Raw genomic sequence first — 16,416 nt, forward strand, 5'->3', positions numbered from 1 at the left:
TCTGATATAATACTCACAGTTTGTATCCTTGCACAGAGGGTGCGATTTCAATTTCTTGAAAGTTGTACTCCTGCCGAACGGCAGGCCGAAACTGTGCCAAAATTAGACCATGAGGAGGTGAAACCATGAAGGCTTACGAAACAATCTTTGTTTTAAATCCGGATATGGAAAAAGAAGCGATGGACGCCATTATCAATAACGTGAAATCTGTTATTGAAACAGCTGGCGAAGTGAAAGGTGTCGACGAATGGGGTAAGCGCAAACTCGCTTACGAAATCGCGAACAAATATACCGAAGGGTATTACGTTCTGATTACATTCAAAGCTGAACCGTCAGTTCTCGATGAATTGAACCATCGTTACTTAATTAACGACAATATCATCCGCGATATGATCGTTGCAATTGAAGACTAATTATTTTTGATCAATTAGGAAAGGAAACGGAGCGATGAATAAGGTTATTTTAGTTGGGCGTTTAGCACGGGATCCGGAACTGCGGACCACGACAAACGGCACGTCTGTATGTTCGTTTGCCATCGCAGTAGATCGCCGTTTCAAACGGGACGGTCAGCCCACGGCTGATTTCTTTAACGTCACCGCGTGGGGCAAACAGGGCGAAGTCATTAGTCAATACCTGCGCAAGGGCCGCCAGATTGCCATCACCGGTCGTCTTCAGACTCGGAATTATACCGCGAACGACGGAACGAAGCGTTATGTGACGGATATTGTTCTCGAAGAATTCGACTTTATTGGCAGCCGCAGCGATGCCGGTGCGTCGATGAACAATAGCCAGCCCAACAACAATAACAGCGTGTCACTTGACGGCAATGACGATATCGATGAAGATTTCCATCTGCTGGCAGATGACGACGACGTGCCTTTCTAAGCTCCATCGATAAGGAGAAATATTATGCCAAGACCATTCAGAAGAAGAAGAAAAGTTTGCGAGTTCTGCGAAAACGAAGATTTAAAGGTCGATTACAAAGACGTTGCCACTTTGAGAAAATACGTTTCTGAAAGAGGCAAAATCTTACCGAGACGTGCAACTGGCGCTTGCGCAAAACATCAGCGCAAAATTACTCAGGCAGTTAACCGCGCTCGCAACCTCGCTTTATTGCCATATCAGTCAGACAACTTTTAATAAGCATTTTAAGCTAATAAAAAACAGAAGGAACGGATTCCTTCTGTTTTTTATTTTAACGCTTAATTTCACCATTTATTTAGTTCTGTTTTCTTAAGTATATTACTAATATCTAACGTGGAATACCGTCTCATCTGGTTCAAGTGGCATTTGTTTTCGTTTAAGGGAAGCAACGCGAATCCATCGGGATTCAGTTTGGAGCTTTTGGATAAAAAAATCAATATTGCCGGGATCGCCCTGGACTTCCATTTCGACGTCGCCGTCGGAGCAGTTGCGGACCCACCCAGTCAGGTTGTAAAGATTGTCCAGGTGCGAGGCGGTGTAGCGAAAGCCGACCCCCTGCACGCGGCCGGATACGAGCATATGATAACGAATCATGATGACCTCCGAATACAAGAATTCAAAATCATTATGACCATTTTAACACAACTCCCGATTTTAATAAGCGGGAGTTAATGAAAAATAAAAAGGGCTGTGCTATAATATTTCATTACGAAAATTGACAACAGTTTAATGGTAATAGAGGTTTTTATGAAAACAAAATCAATTTGGGAACCCATCCTTTACGGCGCCATCGCCGGGATTGTTCCTTGTTTGTTTCAACGCATCCCGATATTGATCTTTTTGTATTTGTTCATCCCGATTTTGTGGGTGGATTTGGGACGCCGGGAAGGATTCAAGAAAACAATTTGGCCGACGGTGATCGCACCGATTGTGATGATTGCGACGCGAAATCCCGTAATGATTTTTACCTGTACGCTTTATCTGGCGCTGGCTGGCATCGGTCTGTCCTGGATGTACGAGAAGGAGATGGGTGAAAAGCATCGGATGATTTTTGCGTACGCAGCCATTTTCTTCTCAATCATCGGCGGCATGGTGATCTATCAAGTCGTACATCACACGGCATTCATCGCGGTGCTTGCCAAAGGCATTGAAGCCTATGCCAAAAATATAACAGCTGCGTATCAAAATACAGATATTTTCACAAAAAGTCAAATCGCGCAGGTCCAGGCCGCAGCCAATACCTTAACGGATCAGACGAAGCAGGCCCTGCCGTCGTTCTTTTTAATTCTGCCATTCTTTGCCGCGTGGATTTTGGTCATCGCCTGCGACAAAACCGTCAGCCGAACTCGGCCGGCCGCGCAGCCGCTGAAGCCGATCAGTCATTGGATGATGACAAAACCGCTGCGCAATTTTCTGTTGATCCTGTTGATCGTTTTGCTCATCGCACAATTTACGGTGGGGGCGGGCAATATTTACATCACAACGCTGAACAATCTCGTTGACCTGGGCTTTTCAATGATGGGCCTGTCGTTTTTATACTGGGTTTTCAATCGGCGGCTTCCAAAGGAAAGCATGGGCCGCAAAATCCTGATCTGCGTTGTGCTGCTGATCATTCCATCCAGTGCGATGTTCTTGTCATTGATCGGTATCGTGGATGTCTACACGAATATGCGTCTGATCATTGTACTCAGAGATAGCGGCAGGAGACGGTAGTCATGAATAAAATATTTACATCCTATACTTTACTGGCGGTGATTGGTGTAGCCACAGGGCTTTACATTTGTCAGGATCATTTTATCCTTGGAGCGGTGATCATCGCCTTGACCTTCGCGGTTGTGATCGGTGCGCAGATCGTCGAACATCAAAAGATCAAAAAGGCCTTGTCGACCAAAAAAATGATCGAGCGCAAGGTTTCAAAAATCACCCACGACCGCATGTACGAAATGCCCGTTGCTATTACGATCACATCGGAAGATGGCCGGGTGCTTATGACCAATCGAATGTTTGTGCGTCAATTCGGCAAACAGACCAGTAAAGCCGGCACGAATTTCATGGCAACCATCGGAATTGATCCGAAAAAAGTCAAAGGCGACGGAACATTTCACGAATTAAATTACGAAGACCACTCCTACCTGATGAGCATTACGGAATTTTTCAGAGCGGACAAGCGCAAGTTGCTGTTTCATCTGTTTGATATCACTCAAATCAAAAACAGCGAAGCCCATTACCGCCACAGCCGGACGATTCTCGGGTATATTCAAATTGATAATTACGAGGATTTGAGTGAAAGCTTATCGCCTCAATGCCGAACGGAACTCTTTGCACAAATCGATGTCGTGCTGAATCGATGGGCGCAGAACAACGGTGCTGTCCTTCAGAAATTTGAAAACAGTCATTACTTGATGATTTTTTCGCACGACGATCTCAAAAAGATGGAAACCGACCATTTCCGTGTGCTCGATGAAGTTCGCGAGCTCAGTAAAGAAGGCGGGGCGGTTTCGCTGTCCATCGGGATTGAAGATTCCGAAGAGCATTCGGCGCTGCCCGAAGCCGAAGAAGGGTCCCGCGCCGCGCTGGACATCGCGCTGGCGCGTGGCGGCGACCAATGCGTCGTTCGGAAAGACGACCACAATATTTACTACGGCGGTGAAACCGAAGCAAAGGAAAAACGTACGAAGGTCAAAGCCCGGGTCAAGGCTCAGGCGTTGCAGGAACAGATTGTCGAAGCGCGCAATGTGGTAATCATGGGCCACCAGATGCCGGATATGGACTGTGTCGGCTCGGCCATCGGGCTGATTGGCGCCTGCCGGGCGCTCAACCGCGAGGCGAAATTTGTCCTCCAGGAAATCAATGTCAGCATCCGCTCGCTGATGGATTATTTGAGTAAAGATGCCAATTATTCGGAGTGCTTCATTAAACCCCAGGAAGCGGAAGATTACATCGAAGAAGGCACGCTGTTAATCGTCGTCGATACACAGAACAAGAATTACGTCGAGATGCCGGAACTCGTGGATCAGGTCCGCAACAGCGTGCTCATCGACCATCACCGCCCATCGGGTACGGCGATTAAGGCCTCGGTGTTCTCTTACATTGAAGCCTACGCGTCGTCGGCCTGCGAGCTGGTCTGCGAACTGCTCCAGTATTTCAGCAAAAAAGATGTCATCGGGAAAACCGAAGCCAATGCGTTGATGGCGGGGATCTGCATGGATACTAAAATGTTCATGTCTAAAACCGGCGTCCGCACTTTCGAGGCCGCTTCCTATTTGAAACGCAGGGGCGCGGACACGGTGATCGCAAAGACCCTGCTTCAAAACGATATCGAAACCTATGCAGCGCGTACCGAAGCGGTCACCAACGCAGAATTTTACGATAACGCCATCGCGATTTCACTCTACGAAAATCACAGCGATAACGGCAAGCTAATTGCGGCACAAGCGGCAGATGAACTGCTCAATATCCGCGGTATTACAGCCTCCTTTATCTTACTGAAAAACGATGAAGGCATCTGCATCAGTGCACGTTCCATGGGAGAGGTGAACGTTCAACTGATTTTGGAAAAACTCGGCGGCGGCGGCCACCTGACGATGGCCGGCGCCCAGTTAAATGACTGCGACGATCTGCAGGAAGCCCGAAAAATGCTGATCGACGCCATAGAATCCTACAAAGAAGGGAAAACAGAATCATGAAAGTAGTATTATTAAAAGATGTAGCAAATGTTGGAAAAGAAGGCGAAGTCGTCAATGTTAAAAGCGGCTACGGCAACAATTTCTTAATTAAAAAAGGCTTAGCGGTCAAAGGGACGAAGGAAAATATTGAAAAGGCAAAAGCCCATCAGGCTGAATTGGCGAAACAGCGCGAAGAAGCGCGTCAGGCTGCGATCGATCTCGCGAAGAAGCTGGACGAATCACAGCTGGTAATCAAAGAACGGGCCGCCGATGACGGTGTGCTGTTCGGCTCGGTAACCAACAAAAATATTGCCGAACATCTGGAAGCTGATCTCGGACTCGTGGTCGACAAACGTAAAATCGATATGCCCGAAGCCATCCGGAACGTCGGCCACTTTACGGTTAAAATTAAAACGGCGCCGGGCGTGATCGGCAAATTGACGGTTATCGTCACTGAAAAATAAGAAATTCCAATGCGATGCCTGCTGTAAAACCTAAAGAGCTGCCCCACAATTTGGAGGCAGAGGCCTCTGTTCTGGGCGGACTCATTGTCAATTCTGAACAATTGATGACGGCCGAGGAACATCTCCGGCCCGAAGATTTCTTTTCGGCTCGGAACCGGCTGATCTACGAGACCATGCTGAAGATGCGTGAAGAAGGCATTCCCATTGATTTGGTTACGCTGACCGAACGTTTGGCCAATCTGAACCTGATGGAAAAGATCGGCGGGCCGGTTTATCTGGCGGAACTTCAGAATGCGACGCCGATGCTGGCCAACTTCGAGCATTACTGCACGATCGTCCAAGATCAGGCACTGATCCGCCGGCTCGTCGAAGCGTCGTCCAGCATCATCGACGATTGCTACGGCGAATTTGACAACGTATCAGACGTCGTCGAAAAGGCTGAGGAGAAAATTTTTAAAGTTGCAGAAGGACAGATCACTGGTGACTTTGCAAGCGTTCGGGACGTCGTCAACGAGACGCTGGACCATATCGAAAAGGTCCGCGAGGCTGAAGGTGAGCTCACCGGACTGGCTACTGGATTTTCCGAACTGGATTTCAAAACCTCTGGCCTTCAAAAATCAGATTTGATTTACGTCGCAGCGCGTCCATCAATGGGAAAGACCGCTTTTGCGTTGAACCTGGCGCAGCACGCGGCGATTCACGAAAACGCAACGGTTGCCATTTTCAGTCTGGAAATGTCCCGGACGCAGCTGCTCCAGCGTATGCTGTGTTCCGAAGGGCTCATCGACCTGTCTAAGGTTCGCAAGGGGACATTGAGCGACGAAGAATGGCAAATTCTCGGCGACGCCTCGGCACGGCTTTACGGGACAAATATTTGGATTGATGACACCGGCGGGCAGACCCTGGCCGATCTTCGGGCAAAGACCCGGCGAATGAAAGCCGAAAAGGGACTCGACTTGGTGGTCATTGACTATTTGCAGCTGATGAGCGGCCGGGGCCGTTCAGAAAACAGACAGAATGAAGTCTCGGAAATTTCCCGAGGATTAAAAGCGCTGGCCAGAGAGCTGGACTGTCCGATTATTTGCCTGTCGCAGCTGAGCCGTGCGCCGGACGGCCGTCCGGATCACCATCCGCTGCTTGCGGACTTGAGGGAATCCGGCTCTATCGAACAGGATGCCGATATCGTTCTTTTTTTGTACCGCGAATATTATTACGACAAGGAAAACGGCAATCCCTACATGGCAGAGCTGGATGTCGCCAAACAGCGTAACGGCCCGACAGGCCGGATCAATTTAACCTGGCGCCCAGAGTACACCCGCTTTATGGATTGGGCGGACGATAAGCAGTATCCGGATGCGCCTGCATCGGCGCCGGCGAACGTGCCCTTCTAGCGCCGTTAATTTTTTCGATTCAGATAAGGAGACCACATGCCACTGTCAATTGTCGGAACCCCGATCGGCAACCTTGAGGATTTTTCCGTTCGGGGCGTTAAAACCCTCGAAGAAGCGGATTTGATCGCGGCGGAAGACACCCGCAACACGATCAAGCTCCTCAATCATTTTGATATTCACACGCCGATGACGGCGTACCATAAATTTAATGAGAACGCCGTGACGGACGAGCTCGTCGAAAAAATGAAAGCCGGCGCGCACGTCGCGCTGGTCTCTGACGCGGGCATGCCGGTGCTCTCAGACCCGGGACGGATCTTGATCCGCGCCTGCCAGGACGCCGGGATTCCGGTTACGGCAGTTCCTGGCCCAACGGCTTCGGTGACCGCCGTCGCGCTTTCTGGCATCAATTGCCAGCATTTCGTTTTTTACGGTTTCCTTGGCAAATCGAACCAGTCCATTCAAGAAGGGCTGGCCGCGATTGAAAAGTCGCCTTGGCCGGTTGTGATTTACGAGACACCTCACCGGCTGTTGAAAACATTGTCGAAGATGGCAGCACAATTTCCCGATCGGGAAATGAGTATTTCCCGGGAAATAACCAAGCGTTACGAACAGACGCGGCGGGATTCAGCCGCGGGGCAGCTCAATTATTTTACTGAGAATCCGCCGAAAGGGGAGTTTGTACTAGTCATCGATGGCACCGGCGAGGAAGCGGCAGCGAGCGACGCGGCATCCAGTCTGTCGGAAGGGCCGATTGCCGACCACATGGCTCATTATCTCAATCTGGGCATGGGGGAAAAAGACGCGATGAAGGCAGTCGCGAAGGACCGGGGCATCTCGAAGCGGGAGGTCTACAAAATGGTCAAAATCGACGGGGAAACCTCGTGACCCGGGGCTATTGAACATTTAAATGGGATAAATTATAATATAACTCAGAGAAAAGATATCAGGAAACAAAAGCGGACCGCGCTTTTGATCAGAGAGGAATGATTTTATGCCAGAATCAAAAAAAACCTTTTATGTGACAACGCCGATTTATTATCCGAGCGGCGATTTACACATCGGCCACACCTACACGACTGTCGCGGCAGATACGCTGACCCGGTTTAAAAAACAACAGGGTTATGACGCCTACATGCTGACCGGGACTGACGAACACGGCCAGAAAATCCAAAAGCTTGCGGAAGCAGCTGGGGTGACGCCGAAGGCTTACGTCGACAAGACCGTTGCGAAAATTAAAGACTTGTGGAAACTGATGAATATTAATTATTCCCAGTTCATCCGCACTACCGATGAAGAACACGTCAAGAGCGTTCAGAAAATTTTTAAACGTTTCTACGAACAGGGCGATATTTATAAGGGCACTTACGAAGGATGGTACTGTACGCCGTGCGAATCCTTCTGGACGGAAACCCAGCTCGTCGACGGGAAATGTCCGGACTGCGGCCGCCCAGTCGAAAGAGCTCACGAAGAAGCCTATTTTTTCAAAATGAGCAAATACGCCGATCGTCTGCTCCAATACATCGAAGATCATCCGGGCTTTATCCAGCCCGAATCCCGGAAGAATGAAATGATCAATAACTTCATCAAGCCGGGTCTGCAGGATCTCTGTGTCAGTCGCACCTCCTTTAACTGGGGCATCCCGGTGGATTTCGATCCGGGCCATGTGGTTTACGTTTGGATCGACGCGCTGAGCAATTACATCACGGCATTGGGCTACTTAAACGACAAACCGCAGCTGATGGACAAGTATTGGCCGGCCGATCTGCATCTGGTTGGGAAGGATATCATCCGATTCCACACAATATACTGGCCGATCATGCTCATGGCGCTGGACTTGCCGCTGCCGAAGACGGTTTACGGCCATGGCTGGATTCTGCTCAAAGGCGGCAAAATGTCCAAATCCGTGGGGAACGTTGTCGATCCGGTGGAACTCGCGGAAAAATACGGGGTCGATCCGCTGCGCTATCACGTGCTCAAAGAAATGAAGTACGGTTCTGACGGGGTTTACAACGAAGATCTGCTGGTTGCCAACATCAATTCAGATTTGGCCAATGACTTAGGGAATCTTCTGTCCCGGACCATCGCCATGACTGTGAAATATTTCGGCGGGGTGATCCCAGCAACACAGCGGGCCGGCGATCACGACGACGAGCTGAAACAGACCGCGAAGGCGGCCATTGAAGCGTATGCGTCCTATATGGATCAGCTGGACTTCAGCCGCGCCCTTCAGGCTATTTGGAAACTCATCGGCCGCGCCAATAAATATATTGACGAAACAGAACCGTGGGTTCTCGGCAAGGATGACACTCAGAAGGACCGCCTCGCAGCCGTGCTTTATAATTTGACAGAAACCCTGCGCATCGTTTCGGTACTGATCGCGCCGGCGATTCCGGAAACAGCGGAAAAAATGAGCGGGATATTAAATCTCACACCGGATATTCAAACCTGGGACAGCATCCAGACCTTCGGACAGTATCCAGTGGGGACGGAAGTGAAAAAATGCGCGCCGCTCTATCCGAGAATTGATGTCAAGCAGTACCAGAAGGAACAGGCTGAAAAGGAGAAAGCGCAAAAAGCCAAAGCGCAGAAAGAAAAGAAAGCGAAGTCAAAAGCTGATCCGCAAACACCAGGGATCATTACGATCGATGACTTTGGCAAAGTCAAAATGCGGGTCGCGGAAGTTTTGTCCTGCGAAAAGCATCCAGATGCGGATAAACTCCTCGTGTTCCAGCTGGACTTTGGCGATGAAAAACGCCAGATCGTCTCCGGGATTGCCAAATGGTACAAGCCGGAAGAACTCGTCGGCAAGAAAATCATTGCCTGCACAAATTTGAAGCCCATTAAACTCAGAGGGGTCGACTCTAACGGGATGATTCTCTCCGCTGAAAAGGATGGGGCACTCCGCGTGTTGACAGTGGACGGCGATATGCCGGCCGGGTCAGACGTCGGATGATTAATATAAATAGCGTATATATTAAAAAGAATCACAAAGAATTTCTTTGTGATTCTTTTTTTACTTGAAATTATACGTTCGTATCGCCGATGTGGTCATGTCCTTGATTAAGTTTTTTCAGTATAAACAATGAAAATTTTCAGGAAAATGAGAAAAAAGTTGACGGGTTTAATAAAAAGTAATATACTTACGATTGTATTCCGAGTAATTCACTTGGATATTAAATTGGAGGTAAATTATCATGTCAAATCCATTACTTAAAGTCCGTCAACTGACGGTTAATGTTGAAGATAAAGAAATTCTGCACCAGGTCGATTTGGATATCGCGACCGGCGAGACCCATGTTCTAATGGGACCGAACGGTGCAGGAAAATCCACACTGGGGTACGCATTGATGGGCAACCCGCGCTACGACGTCACAGGGGGCAGTGTCCTGTTCGATGGCGCCGATCTTTTGGATTTGTCGGCAGATCAGCGTGCCAAATCTGGCTTGTTCCTGTCTTTCCAGAATCCACTGGAAGTGCCGGGCATTACCCTCGGCAATTTCATCCGCAATGCGGTTGAACAGCGCACCGGTGAACGGGTCCGCCTTTGGAATTTTAGAAAGCAGCTGGAAAAAGAATGTGAAATTCTTGATATGGACCCAAGCTACGTCGACCGCGATTTAAACGTCGGGTTCTCCGGCGGCGAAAAGAAAAAAGCAGAAATTCTGCAGTTGTTGATGCTCAAGCCAAAGCTGGCCATCCTCGATGAAACGGATTCCGGTCTGGACGTCGACGCGGTCCGTACGGTTTCCAAAGGTGTCGAAGAATATCAGAAGCAGGAAGACGGTGCGCTGCTCATCATCACGCACAATACGGGCATTTTAAGCTCCTTAAAGGTTGACCACACCCACGTGCTTGTGAACGGTCAGGTTGTTGGCGGTGGTGACGCGTCACTGGTCGACGAAATCAATCGCGACGGCTACGAAAAATACGAAGCCAAAGCAGCAAAATAAATCGGAGGACGGCTGATGAGTAAAGAAAAAACATACGTCGAAGACGTCGATCGGTCGTTGTACGATTTCCGGTACGACGAAAACGATCAGGATTTTTATAAAGTCGACAGCGGGTTGACACCTGAAATTGTCGAACAGATTTCTGAAGAAAAGAACGACCCGGACTGGATGCGGGATCTGCGACTGAAATCTTTAGAGATTTTCAACCAAAAGGGTATGGGCCAGTGGGGGCCGCCAATTGACGGGCTAAATATGGACGACATCGTCACGTACGTGCGGCCTAAGACCAAAATGAGCGCCAATTGGGAAGACGTGCCGAAAGATATCAAAGACACCTTCGAACGTCTCGGCATTCCTCAGGCGGAACGTCAGTCTCTGGCTGGGGTCGGTGCGCAGTACGACTCTGAACTGGTGTACCACAACGTCCGCAAAGAAGTTGCGGAACAAGGTGTTGTTTACACCGATATCGAATCGGCGCTTCACGGCGAATATGCGGATATGATCAAGGACCATTTCATGCACTTAATCACCCCTCGCGATCACAAATTTGCGGCTCTTCACGGGGCGGTCTGGTCCGGCGGTTCTTTCGTCTACGTGCCAAAGGGTGTTTCCGTTGAAATCCCGCTGCAGTCCTATTTCAGACTCAACGCGCCGGGCGCTGGACAGTTTGAACACACATTGATCATCGTCGATGAAGGAGCGGACCTTCACTTTATCGAAGGATGTTCAGCACCGAAATACAACGTTGCCAATCTTCACGCCGGTGCGGTCGAACTCTTTGTCGGCAAGAACGCAAGACTGCGCTATTCGACGATCGAAAACTGGTCGAAAAACATGTACAATTTGAATACCAAGCGGGCCAAAATCGAAGAAGGGGGCAAGATGGAATGGGTCTCCGGTTCTTTCGGCTCCCACGTTTCCTATTTGTACCCGATGACGATTTTGGACGGTGCCGGCGCACAGATGGAATACACCGGCATCACCTTCGCCGGCAAGGGGCAGAACCTCGATACCGGGATGAAAGTTGTCCACAACGCACCGGACACGACTTCAGCGGTATCCGCTAAGTCCATTTCGAAGGACGGCGGGATTTCCACTTACCGCTCTTCGGTCGTTGTGACCAACAAAGCGAAAGGTGCGAAATCTTCGGTGAGCTGCGCATCGCTGATGCTTGACGACATTTCGAGATCCGACACCATTCCGGCGATGGACGTCCGGACGCAGGATGCCGATGTCGGCCACGAAGCGAAGATCGGCCGAATCAGCGACGAAGCGGTCTTCTATTTGATGTCCCGCGGCATTTCCGAAGAAGATGCCCGGGCAATGATCGTCAGCGGTTTTGCGGACAACGTCTCCAAGGAACTGCCGCTGGAATACGCAGTTGAAATGAACAATTTGATCCGTTTGGAAATGAAAGGAACGATAGGGTGATGACCATGAGCGCACAGGAACAATCAACCAATTTAGTCGTCAACCATCTGCCGGGACAAACCTGGAATTGGCTGAAGATGAACGACGCCCGCGTCGCAGTTGACGCACAGAGCGCCACCCTTGAAGCAGATACGGTCAAGCCGGAAGCACTCGCTGAAGGGGCAGGTCTCTCGCCAATCGGCGGCGGCATGGGTCCGGATTACGACAAGTGGATTCAGGGGATCGCACCAGCCGCGTACCACACCGAGGCCGGTCAGAAAATCGCGGCACCGCTGAAGCTGACCTACCAGCTGAAAAGCGGCGCGACAGGGGCCGCGTCAACGGCCTTCGACATCGCGAAGGACAGCGAGCTGACGATCATCATGGATTTTGCAGGGCAGAACGGCGCGGCAGGAACGTCCGGTTTTTCGACGAAGCTCCACCTCGCGGAAGGCGCCCTGGTGAAACTCGTTCAGATTCATAGAGGCGGTGCAGACCAGCGCATTTTCAACGATGTGGGGGCGGTGCTCGAAAACGACGCGCGCTTCGAAGTCGTCCAGCTTGTCATGGATGCGGCGGATACCTACATCGGCTGCCAGGCGGATTTAAAGGGAGACCGGTCGAGCTTCAAAGCGGACGTGGCCTATTTGGTTCAGAATGAAGATCTGCTGGATACCAATTTCGTCGCGCTGCATCACGGCAAAAAGACTGAAAGCACCATCAATTCTGCCGGCGTTTTGAGAGACAAAGCGGAAAAACTTTTCCGCGGGACCATTGATTTCAAAAACGGTGCGTCCGGCAGCGTCGGTAACGAAAAAGAAGATGTCATGCTCATGGACGACACCGTTATTAACAAGACGATTCCGCTCATTCTCTGCGCGGAAGAAGACGTTGAAGGGAATCACGGCGCGACCATCGGCAAGCTCGACGATGAGCTCATGTTTTACATGGAAAGCCGCGGCATGGCGGCTGATGAGATTTATGAATTGATCGCCAAGTCGAAACTCGAAGCGGCGAGCCGGCTGATTCCAGATCAGGCTGTCCGCGAAGATGTACAGGCATATATCGAAACGCACCAGCGTTTGGAAAAAGAATGAGGTGAAGGTCATGGGACAATCAAAGATTGATGTGGCGGCAGTTCGCAAGGAATTTCCAATTCTGAATCAGACCGATTTGGCATATCTCGACAATTCGGCGACGGTGCAGAAACCGCAGCGGGTTCTCGACGCCGTGACGCATTATTATCAGGCTGAAAATGCCAACCCCTTCCGCGGGCTTTACGATTTGAGTGTAGCGGCGACAGACGCCTACGAAGATGCCAGACAAAAGGTAGCGGATTTTATCAACGCGCCGAAAAAAGAAGACGTCATCTTCACCCGCAACGCCAGTGAAAGTTTGAATCTCGTTGCGTACAGCATGGGACGGTATTTAAACGTCGGCGAAGGCGACGACATCCTCGTCGGGATTATGGAGCACCACTCCAATATGCTGCCGTGGCGGATGCTCGCGGAACAGACCGGCGCGGCCGTGCATTACCTGAATTGCGAAAAGGACGGCAGCATCAGCGCCGACGCCTTTAAAGCGGCGCTGACGCCGAATACTAAAATTGTCGCGATCGCCGAAATGTCCAATGTGCTCGGGCGGATTCTGCCGATCGAGGAATTCGCGAAGATCTGCCACGAACAGGGCGCGATCATCGTCGTCGACGGAGCTCAGAGTGTGCCTCACTCAAAAATCGACGTGGCGGCGATGGATTGCGACTTCTTCGCCTTTTCCGGCCACAAAATGTACGCGCCGATGGGTATCGGTGTGCTCTACGGCAAAAGCCAGTGGCTGGACAAAATGCCGCCGTTTATGACCGGCGGCGAAACCATCGACATCGTGACGACGGACCGCATTGTTTGGACCGAAGTCCCCCATCGTTTTGAAGCGGGGACCGTCAACGTCGGCGGCGCGGTCGGCCTGGCGGCGGCCATCGATTTTATGAACGATATGGGTCTCGATCAGATCGAAGCCCGGGAGCTGGAACTGACCACCTACGCCATGGACCGGTTGAAAGCCATTCCGCACATCAATATTGTCGGGGCGGACGAGCCGGAAAATCATCACGGGATTCTCGCTTTCACCATCGACGGTGTCCACCCTCACGATATTACGACGATTCTGTCGGAAAATAACATTGCGGTGCGGGCCGGCCACCATTGCGCTGAACCGCTGCACCATTATTTAGGGGTGCCGTCGACGACGCGGGCAAGCCTGGCCTTCTACAACACGACGGAAGAAATCGACCGTCTGGCCGATGCAGTGGCCGCGATCAGAAAGGAAATGGGATACGATGAATAACCGAACTTTCTACAATGAAGTGCTAACGGAACACAACCTTCATCCGGCGCATAAGCACGAGCTGGAAAACGCCAATATGACTTGCGAAGGTTTGAACCCGAGCTGCGGCGACGACATTTGGGTTCACCTCGACGTGGACGACAACGGTATCATTCAGAAAGGGGCCTTTGAAGGGGACGGATGTGCGATCTCTCAGGCTTCCGCGGACATGATGTTCGATTTGATTATCGGCAAGACAAAAGAGGAAGCGCTGCGCCTTGCAGACCTTTTTCTCAAGATGATCAAGGAAGGGCATTTATCGGACGAAGAAATGGACGAGCTCGAAGAAGCGGCGTCTCTTCAGGATATTGCCCATATGCCGGCGCGTGTCAAATGCGCGGTGCTCGGATGGCACACCCTTAAGGAAATGCTGACCGGGGAAACTGATCAGGCCAATCCGCAGCCGGTCTCTACGGAAAATCATTAAGTACATAACATCATCATTTACCTCTATTTAACAGGGCTTTTGCCCTGTTTTTTTTATTTTCTACAACAAAATCGGGAAATCGTGATATAATGAAAACAATTAAACAAAAAAGATAATTTTTTGTCGAATTAGCAGTGGGTAAGGCCGGTAAACTCGGCTTATTTTTGCATTTAATTTGGAACATTATTTTGATACAATACTGTTAAAGAAATATCAATCTAAGGTAGAATGAATTTGAACGGACTGGCATGAGGAGAGCCGCCATTCCGTTTCGGTGCTGCACAAGAAGGAGGAAACGGCATTGAGTAATGATGGACGCATTATTTCGCTGAAGCATAAAGTTTTATATCACGTCGCGAAAAAAACATTTGAAGGTACGTTGGAAGAAGAACGGGACAATCTGCCGGAAGAAATCATTCCGGGGATGATCCCCCATTACCGCTGCTGTGTTTACAAGGAAAGAGAAGTGGTCCGCCAGCGTATCCGTCTGGCCGAAGGGAAAGCGCCGGGAGCCGTGGACAACGGCAATATCATCCAAGTCATTGAACCGGCCTGCGCGGACTGCCCGATTTCGAGTTATATCGTCACAGACAACTGCCAAAACTGTTTGGGGAAGGCGTGTTTGGGCGCCTGCCGCTTCGGCGCGATTCACCCCGGCGAAAAACGCTCGCGAATCGACGCGAACAAATGCCGAGAATGTGGGATGTGCGCCAAGGCCTGTCCGTACAACGCGATTGCGCACTTGGTCCGTCCGTGTAAAAACTCCTGCCCAGTCGGCGCGCTGACTTACGACGAAGACGGGCTTTCGGTCATTGATGAAGAAAAATGCATTCGCTGCGGCCAGTGCATTCACGCCTGTCCTTTCGGCGCCATTTCGACCAAGACCGCCATCGTGCCGGTCATCAAGGCGCTCAAGAGCGACACGCCGGTTTTTCTGATGATCGCGCCGGCGGTTGAAGGCCAGTACGGCAAAGACATCACCATGGCCAGCTGGCGGAAGGCCGCAAAGGAAGTGGGCTTCGAAGACTACATTGAAGTCGGCCTCGGCGGCGATCTGACCACGGCGGCAGAAGCGCCGGAATGGTACGAAGCCTTTAAAAACGGCGAAAAGCGCACCACGTCCTGCTGCCCGGCTTTTGTCAACATGATTCTGCGCCATTATCCAGAAAATAAAGACAACATTTCAACCGCCCTTTCGCCGATGTGCGAGCTGTCGCGGATGATTAAGGCGGAACATCCCGGCTGTATTACGGTCTTTGCCGGTCCATGCACCGCGAAAAAGTCCGAAGTCGTCGATCAGAAGATTCCGGGCAACGCCGATTACGTCCTGACTTTTGCAGAACTTCACGCGGTTATGAAGGCGGCCGGCGTCGAATTGGAACCGGTCGAAGAAAACTACCAGCAGGCGTCAATCTTCGGCAAACGCTACGCCGATGTCGGGGTGGCGCAGTCCTGTGTCGAATACATGAAGGAACAGGGCTACGAAGACGCCGATCAGATGAAGATCAAGAGCGTCAGCGGCGGTAAGGCCTGCAAGACGACGCTGATGATGATGGGCAAGGGGCGCTTACAAGAAGACTTCATCGAAGGGATGGTCTGCGAAGGCGGCTGCAGCCACGGCCCGCACGCCCACGACGACACCAATAAGGCCATGAAGGTTCGCGATAAGATGATCGAAGGCGCCGATCAGCGGACGATTACCGAAAACTTGAAGCGCTACGACCTGACGAAATTCAACATGCACCGGGAAGGCCCCTTGCCGGATCCGAAGGCCGCGAAATAAATAAAATAGAGAATAAATAA

At 50.7% G+C, this 16,416-nt stretch carries 16 protein-coding genes; 15 read left to right on the top strand and 1 reads right to left on the bottom strand.

Annotated features, from left to right (window positions below):
* Nucleotides 1-125 precede the first annotated feature (125 nt).
* From rpsF to rpsR, 3 genes are read left to right on the top strand one after another with little or no spacing between them, the layout of a single operon-like run.
* Entirely contained in the window at nucleotides 126-413 is a 288-nt protein-coding gene (gene rpsF, locus FYJ52_RS06540; RefSeq protein WP_154576425.1) for a 30S ribosomal protein S6, read from the top strand.
* A 34-nt stretch (nucleotides 414-447) separates the two neighbouring features.
* A complete protein-coding gene (locus FYJ52_RS06545) occupies nucleotides 448-885 on the top strand; it encodes a single-stranded DNA-binding protein (protein ID WP_154576426.1) in 438 nt (145 codons plus the stop codon).
* Between the two features lie 24 nt (nucleotides 886-909).
* The gene (rpsR, locus tag FYJ52_RS06550; protein WP_154576427.1) at nucleotides 910-1,140 is read left to right on the top strand and encodes a 30S ribosomal protein S18; all 231 of its coding nucleotides are present in this window, start codon (nucleotides 910-912) and stop codon (nucleotides 1,138-1,140) included.
* Between the two features lie 105 nt (nucleotides 1,141-1,245).
* On the opposite strand, the gene FYJ52_RS06555 is transcribed toward rpsR, so the two are convergent.
* A complete protein-coding gene (locus FYJ52_RS06555) occupies nucleotides 1,246-1,518 on the bottom strand; it encodes an acylphosphatase (protein WP_154576428.1) in 273 nt (90 codons plus the stop codon).
* 153 nt (nucleotides 1,519-1,671) lie between these two features.
* Here FYJ52_RS06555 and FYJ52_RS06560 point away from each other — a divergent pair, with 153 nt between their 5' ends.
* From FYJ52_RS06560 to FYJ52_RS06615, 12 genes are all read left to right on the top strand, one after another.
* Nucleotides 1,672-2,637, top strand: coding sequence for a DUF2232 domain-containing protein (locus tag FYJ52_RS06560; RefSeq protein WP_205960786.1), 966 nt, complete (start codon nucleotides 1,672-1,674; stop codon nucleotides 2,635-2,637).
* Between the two features lie 2 nt (nucleotides 2,638-2,639).
* Nucleotides 2,640-4,610, top strand: a complete 1,971-nt coding sequence (locus FYJ52_RS06565; protein WP_154576430.1) for a DHH family phosphoesterase — start codon at nucleotides 2,640-2,642, stop codon at nucleotides 4,608-4,610.
* Entirely contained in the window at nucleotides 4,607-5,053 is a 447-nt protein-coding gene (gene rplI / locus FYJ52_RS06570; RefSeq protein ID WP_154576431.1) for a 50S ribosomal protein L9, read from the top strand. Before FYJ52_RS06565 ends, rplI begins: the two co-directional genes overlap by 4 nt.
* 14 nt (nucleotides 5,054-5,067) lie before the next feature.
* The gene (dnaB, locus tag FYJ52_RS06575; RefSeq protein WP_154576432.1) at nucleotides 5,068-6,444 is read left to right on the top strand and encodes a replicative DNA helicase; all 1,377 of its coding nucleotides are present in this window, start codon (nucleotides 5,068-5,070) and stop codon (nucleotides 6,442-6,444) included.
* A 36-nt stretch (nucleotides 6,445-6,480) separates the two neighbouring features.
* A complete protein-coding gene (rsmI, locus tag FYJ52_RS06580) occupies nucleotides 6,481-7,329 on the top strand; it encodes a 16S rRNA (cytidine(1402)-2'-O)-methyltransferase (RefSeq protein ID WP_154576433.1) in 849 nt (282 codons plus the stop codon).
* 106 nt (nucleotides 7,330-7,435) lie between these two features.
* Nucleotides 7,436-9,397, top strand: a complete 1,962-nt coding sequence (gene metG, locus FYJ52_RS06585) for a methionine--tRNA ligase (RefSeq protein ID WP_154576434.1) — start codon at nucleotides 7,436-7,438, stop codon at nucleotides 9,395-9,397.
* Between the two features lie 241 nt (nucleotides 9,398-9,638).
* A complete protein-coding gene (gene sufC / locus FYJ52_RS06590; protein WP_154576435.1) occupies nucleotides 9,639-10,394 on the top strand; it encodes a Fe-S cluster assembly ATPase SufC in 756 nt (251 codons plus the stop codon).
* Between the two features lie 15 nt (nucleotides 10,395-10,409).
* Nucleotides 10,410-11,825 carry a Fe-S cluster assembly protein SufB gene (gene sufB / locus FYJ52_RS06595; protein WP_154576436.1) on the top strand — a complete coding sequence of 472 codons (1,416 nt, stop codon included), beginning with the start codon at nucleotides 10,410-10,412 and terminating at the stop codon, nucleotides 11,823-11,825.
* A gap of 5 nt (nucleotides 11,826-11,830) precedes the next feature.
* Nucleotides 11,831-12,901 (top strand): SufB/SufD family protein, encoded by a 1,071-nt coding sequence (locus FYJ52_RS06600; RefSeq protein WP_205960787.1) that lies wholly within the window; start codon nucleotides 11,831-11,833, stop codon nucleotides 12,899-12,901.
* Between the two features lie 10 nt (nucleotides 12,902-12,911).
* Complete coding sequence (locus tag FYJ52_RS06605; RefSeq protein ID WP_154576438.1) at nucleotides 12,912-14,147, top strand: aminotransferase class V-fold PLP-dependent enzyme; 1,236 nt, start codon at nucleotides 12,912-12,914, stop codon at nucleotides 14,145-14,147.
* Nucleotides 14,140-14,613, top strand: coding sequence for a Fe-S cluster assembly sulfur transfer protein SufU (gene sufU / locus FYJ52_RS06610; protein ID WP_154576439.1), 474 nt, complete (start codon nucleotides 14,140-14,142; stop codon nucleotides 14,611-14,613). Before FYJ52_RS06605 ends, sufU begins: the two co-directional genes overlap by 8 nt.
* 301 nt (nucleotides 14,614-14,914) lie before the next feature.
* Nucleotides 14,915-16,396 (top strand): 4Fe-4S dicluster domain-containing protein, encoded by a 1,482-nt coding sequence (locus FYJ52_RS06615; protein ID WP_154576440.1) that lies wholly within the window; start codon nucleotides 14,915-14,917, stop codon nucleotides 16,394-16,396.
* Nucleotides 16,397-16,416 lie beyond the last annotated feature (20 nt).

Source organism: Pseudoramibacter porci (assembly GCF_009696145.1).
Classification (GTDB): domain Bacteria; phylum Bacillota; class Clostridia; order Eubacteriales; family Eubacteriaceae; genus Pseudoramibacter; species Pseudoramibacter porci.

Excerpts from the sequence above, each read along its gene's own strand:
- rplI (WP_154576431.1), top strand. The coding sequence starts at position 4,607 with ATGAAAGTAGTATTATTAAAAGATGTAGCAAATGTTGGAAAAGAAGGC.
- sufC (WP_154576435.1), top strand. The coding sequence starts at position 9,639 with ATGTCAAATCCATTACTTAAAGTCCGTCAACTGACGGTTAATGTTGAA.
- FYJ52_RS06545 (WP_154576426.1), top strand. The coding sequence starts at position 448 with ATGAATAAGGTTATTTTAGTTGGGCGTTTAGCACGGGATCCGGAACTG.
- FYJ52_RS06565 (WP_154576430.1), top strand. The coding sequence starts at position 2,640 with ATGAATAAAATATTTACATCCTATACTTTACTGGCGGTGATTGGTGTA.
- rsmI (WP_154576433.1), top strand. The coding sequence starts at position 6,481 with ATGCCACTGTCAATTGTCGGAACCCCGATCGGCAACCTTGAGGATTTT.
- FYJ52_RS06605 (WP_154576438.1), top strand. The coding sequence starts at position 12,912 with ATGGGACAATCAAAGATTGATGTGGCGGCAGTTCGCAAGGAATTTCCA.
- rpsF (WP_154576425.1), top strand. The coding sequence starts at position 126 with ATGAAGGCTTACGAAACAATCTTTGTTTTAAATCCGGATATGGAAAAA.
- sufU (WP_154576439.1), top strand. The coding sequence starts at position 14,140 with ATGAATAACCGAACTTTCTACAATGAAGTGCTAACGGAACACAACCTT.
- FYJ52_RS06555 (WP_154576428.1), bottom strand. The coding sequence starts at position 1,518 with ATGATTCGTTATCATATGCTCGTATCCGGCCGCGTGCAGGGGGTCGGC.
- dnaB (WP_154576432.1), top strand. The coding sequence starts at position 5,068 with ATGCCTGCTGTAAAACCTAAAGAGCTGCCCCACAATTTGGAGGCAGAG.
- sufB (WP_154576436.1), top strand. The coding sequence starts at position 10,410 with ATGAGTAAAGAAAAAACATACGTCGAAGACGTCGATCGGTCGTTGTAC.
- FYJ52_RS06560 (WP_205960786.1), top strand. The coding sequence starts at position 1,672 with ATGAAAACAAAATCAATTTGGGAACCCATCCTTTACGGCGCCATCGCC.
- metG (WP_154576434.1), top strand. The coding sequence starts at position 7,436 with ATGCCAGAATCAAAAAAAACCTTTTATGTGACAACGCCGATTTATTAT.
- rpsR (WP_154576427.1), top strand. The coding sequence starts at position 910 with ATGCCAAGACCATTCAGAAGAAGAAGAAAAGTTTGCGAGTTCTGCGAA.
- FYJ52_RS06600 (WP_205960787.1), top strand. The coding sequence starts at position 11,831 with ATGAGCGCACAGGAACAATCAACCAATTTAGTCGTCAACCATCTGCCG.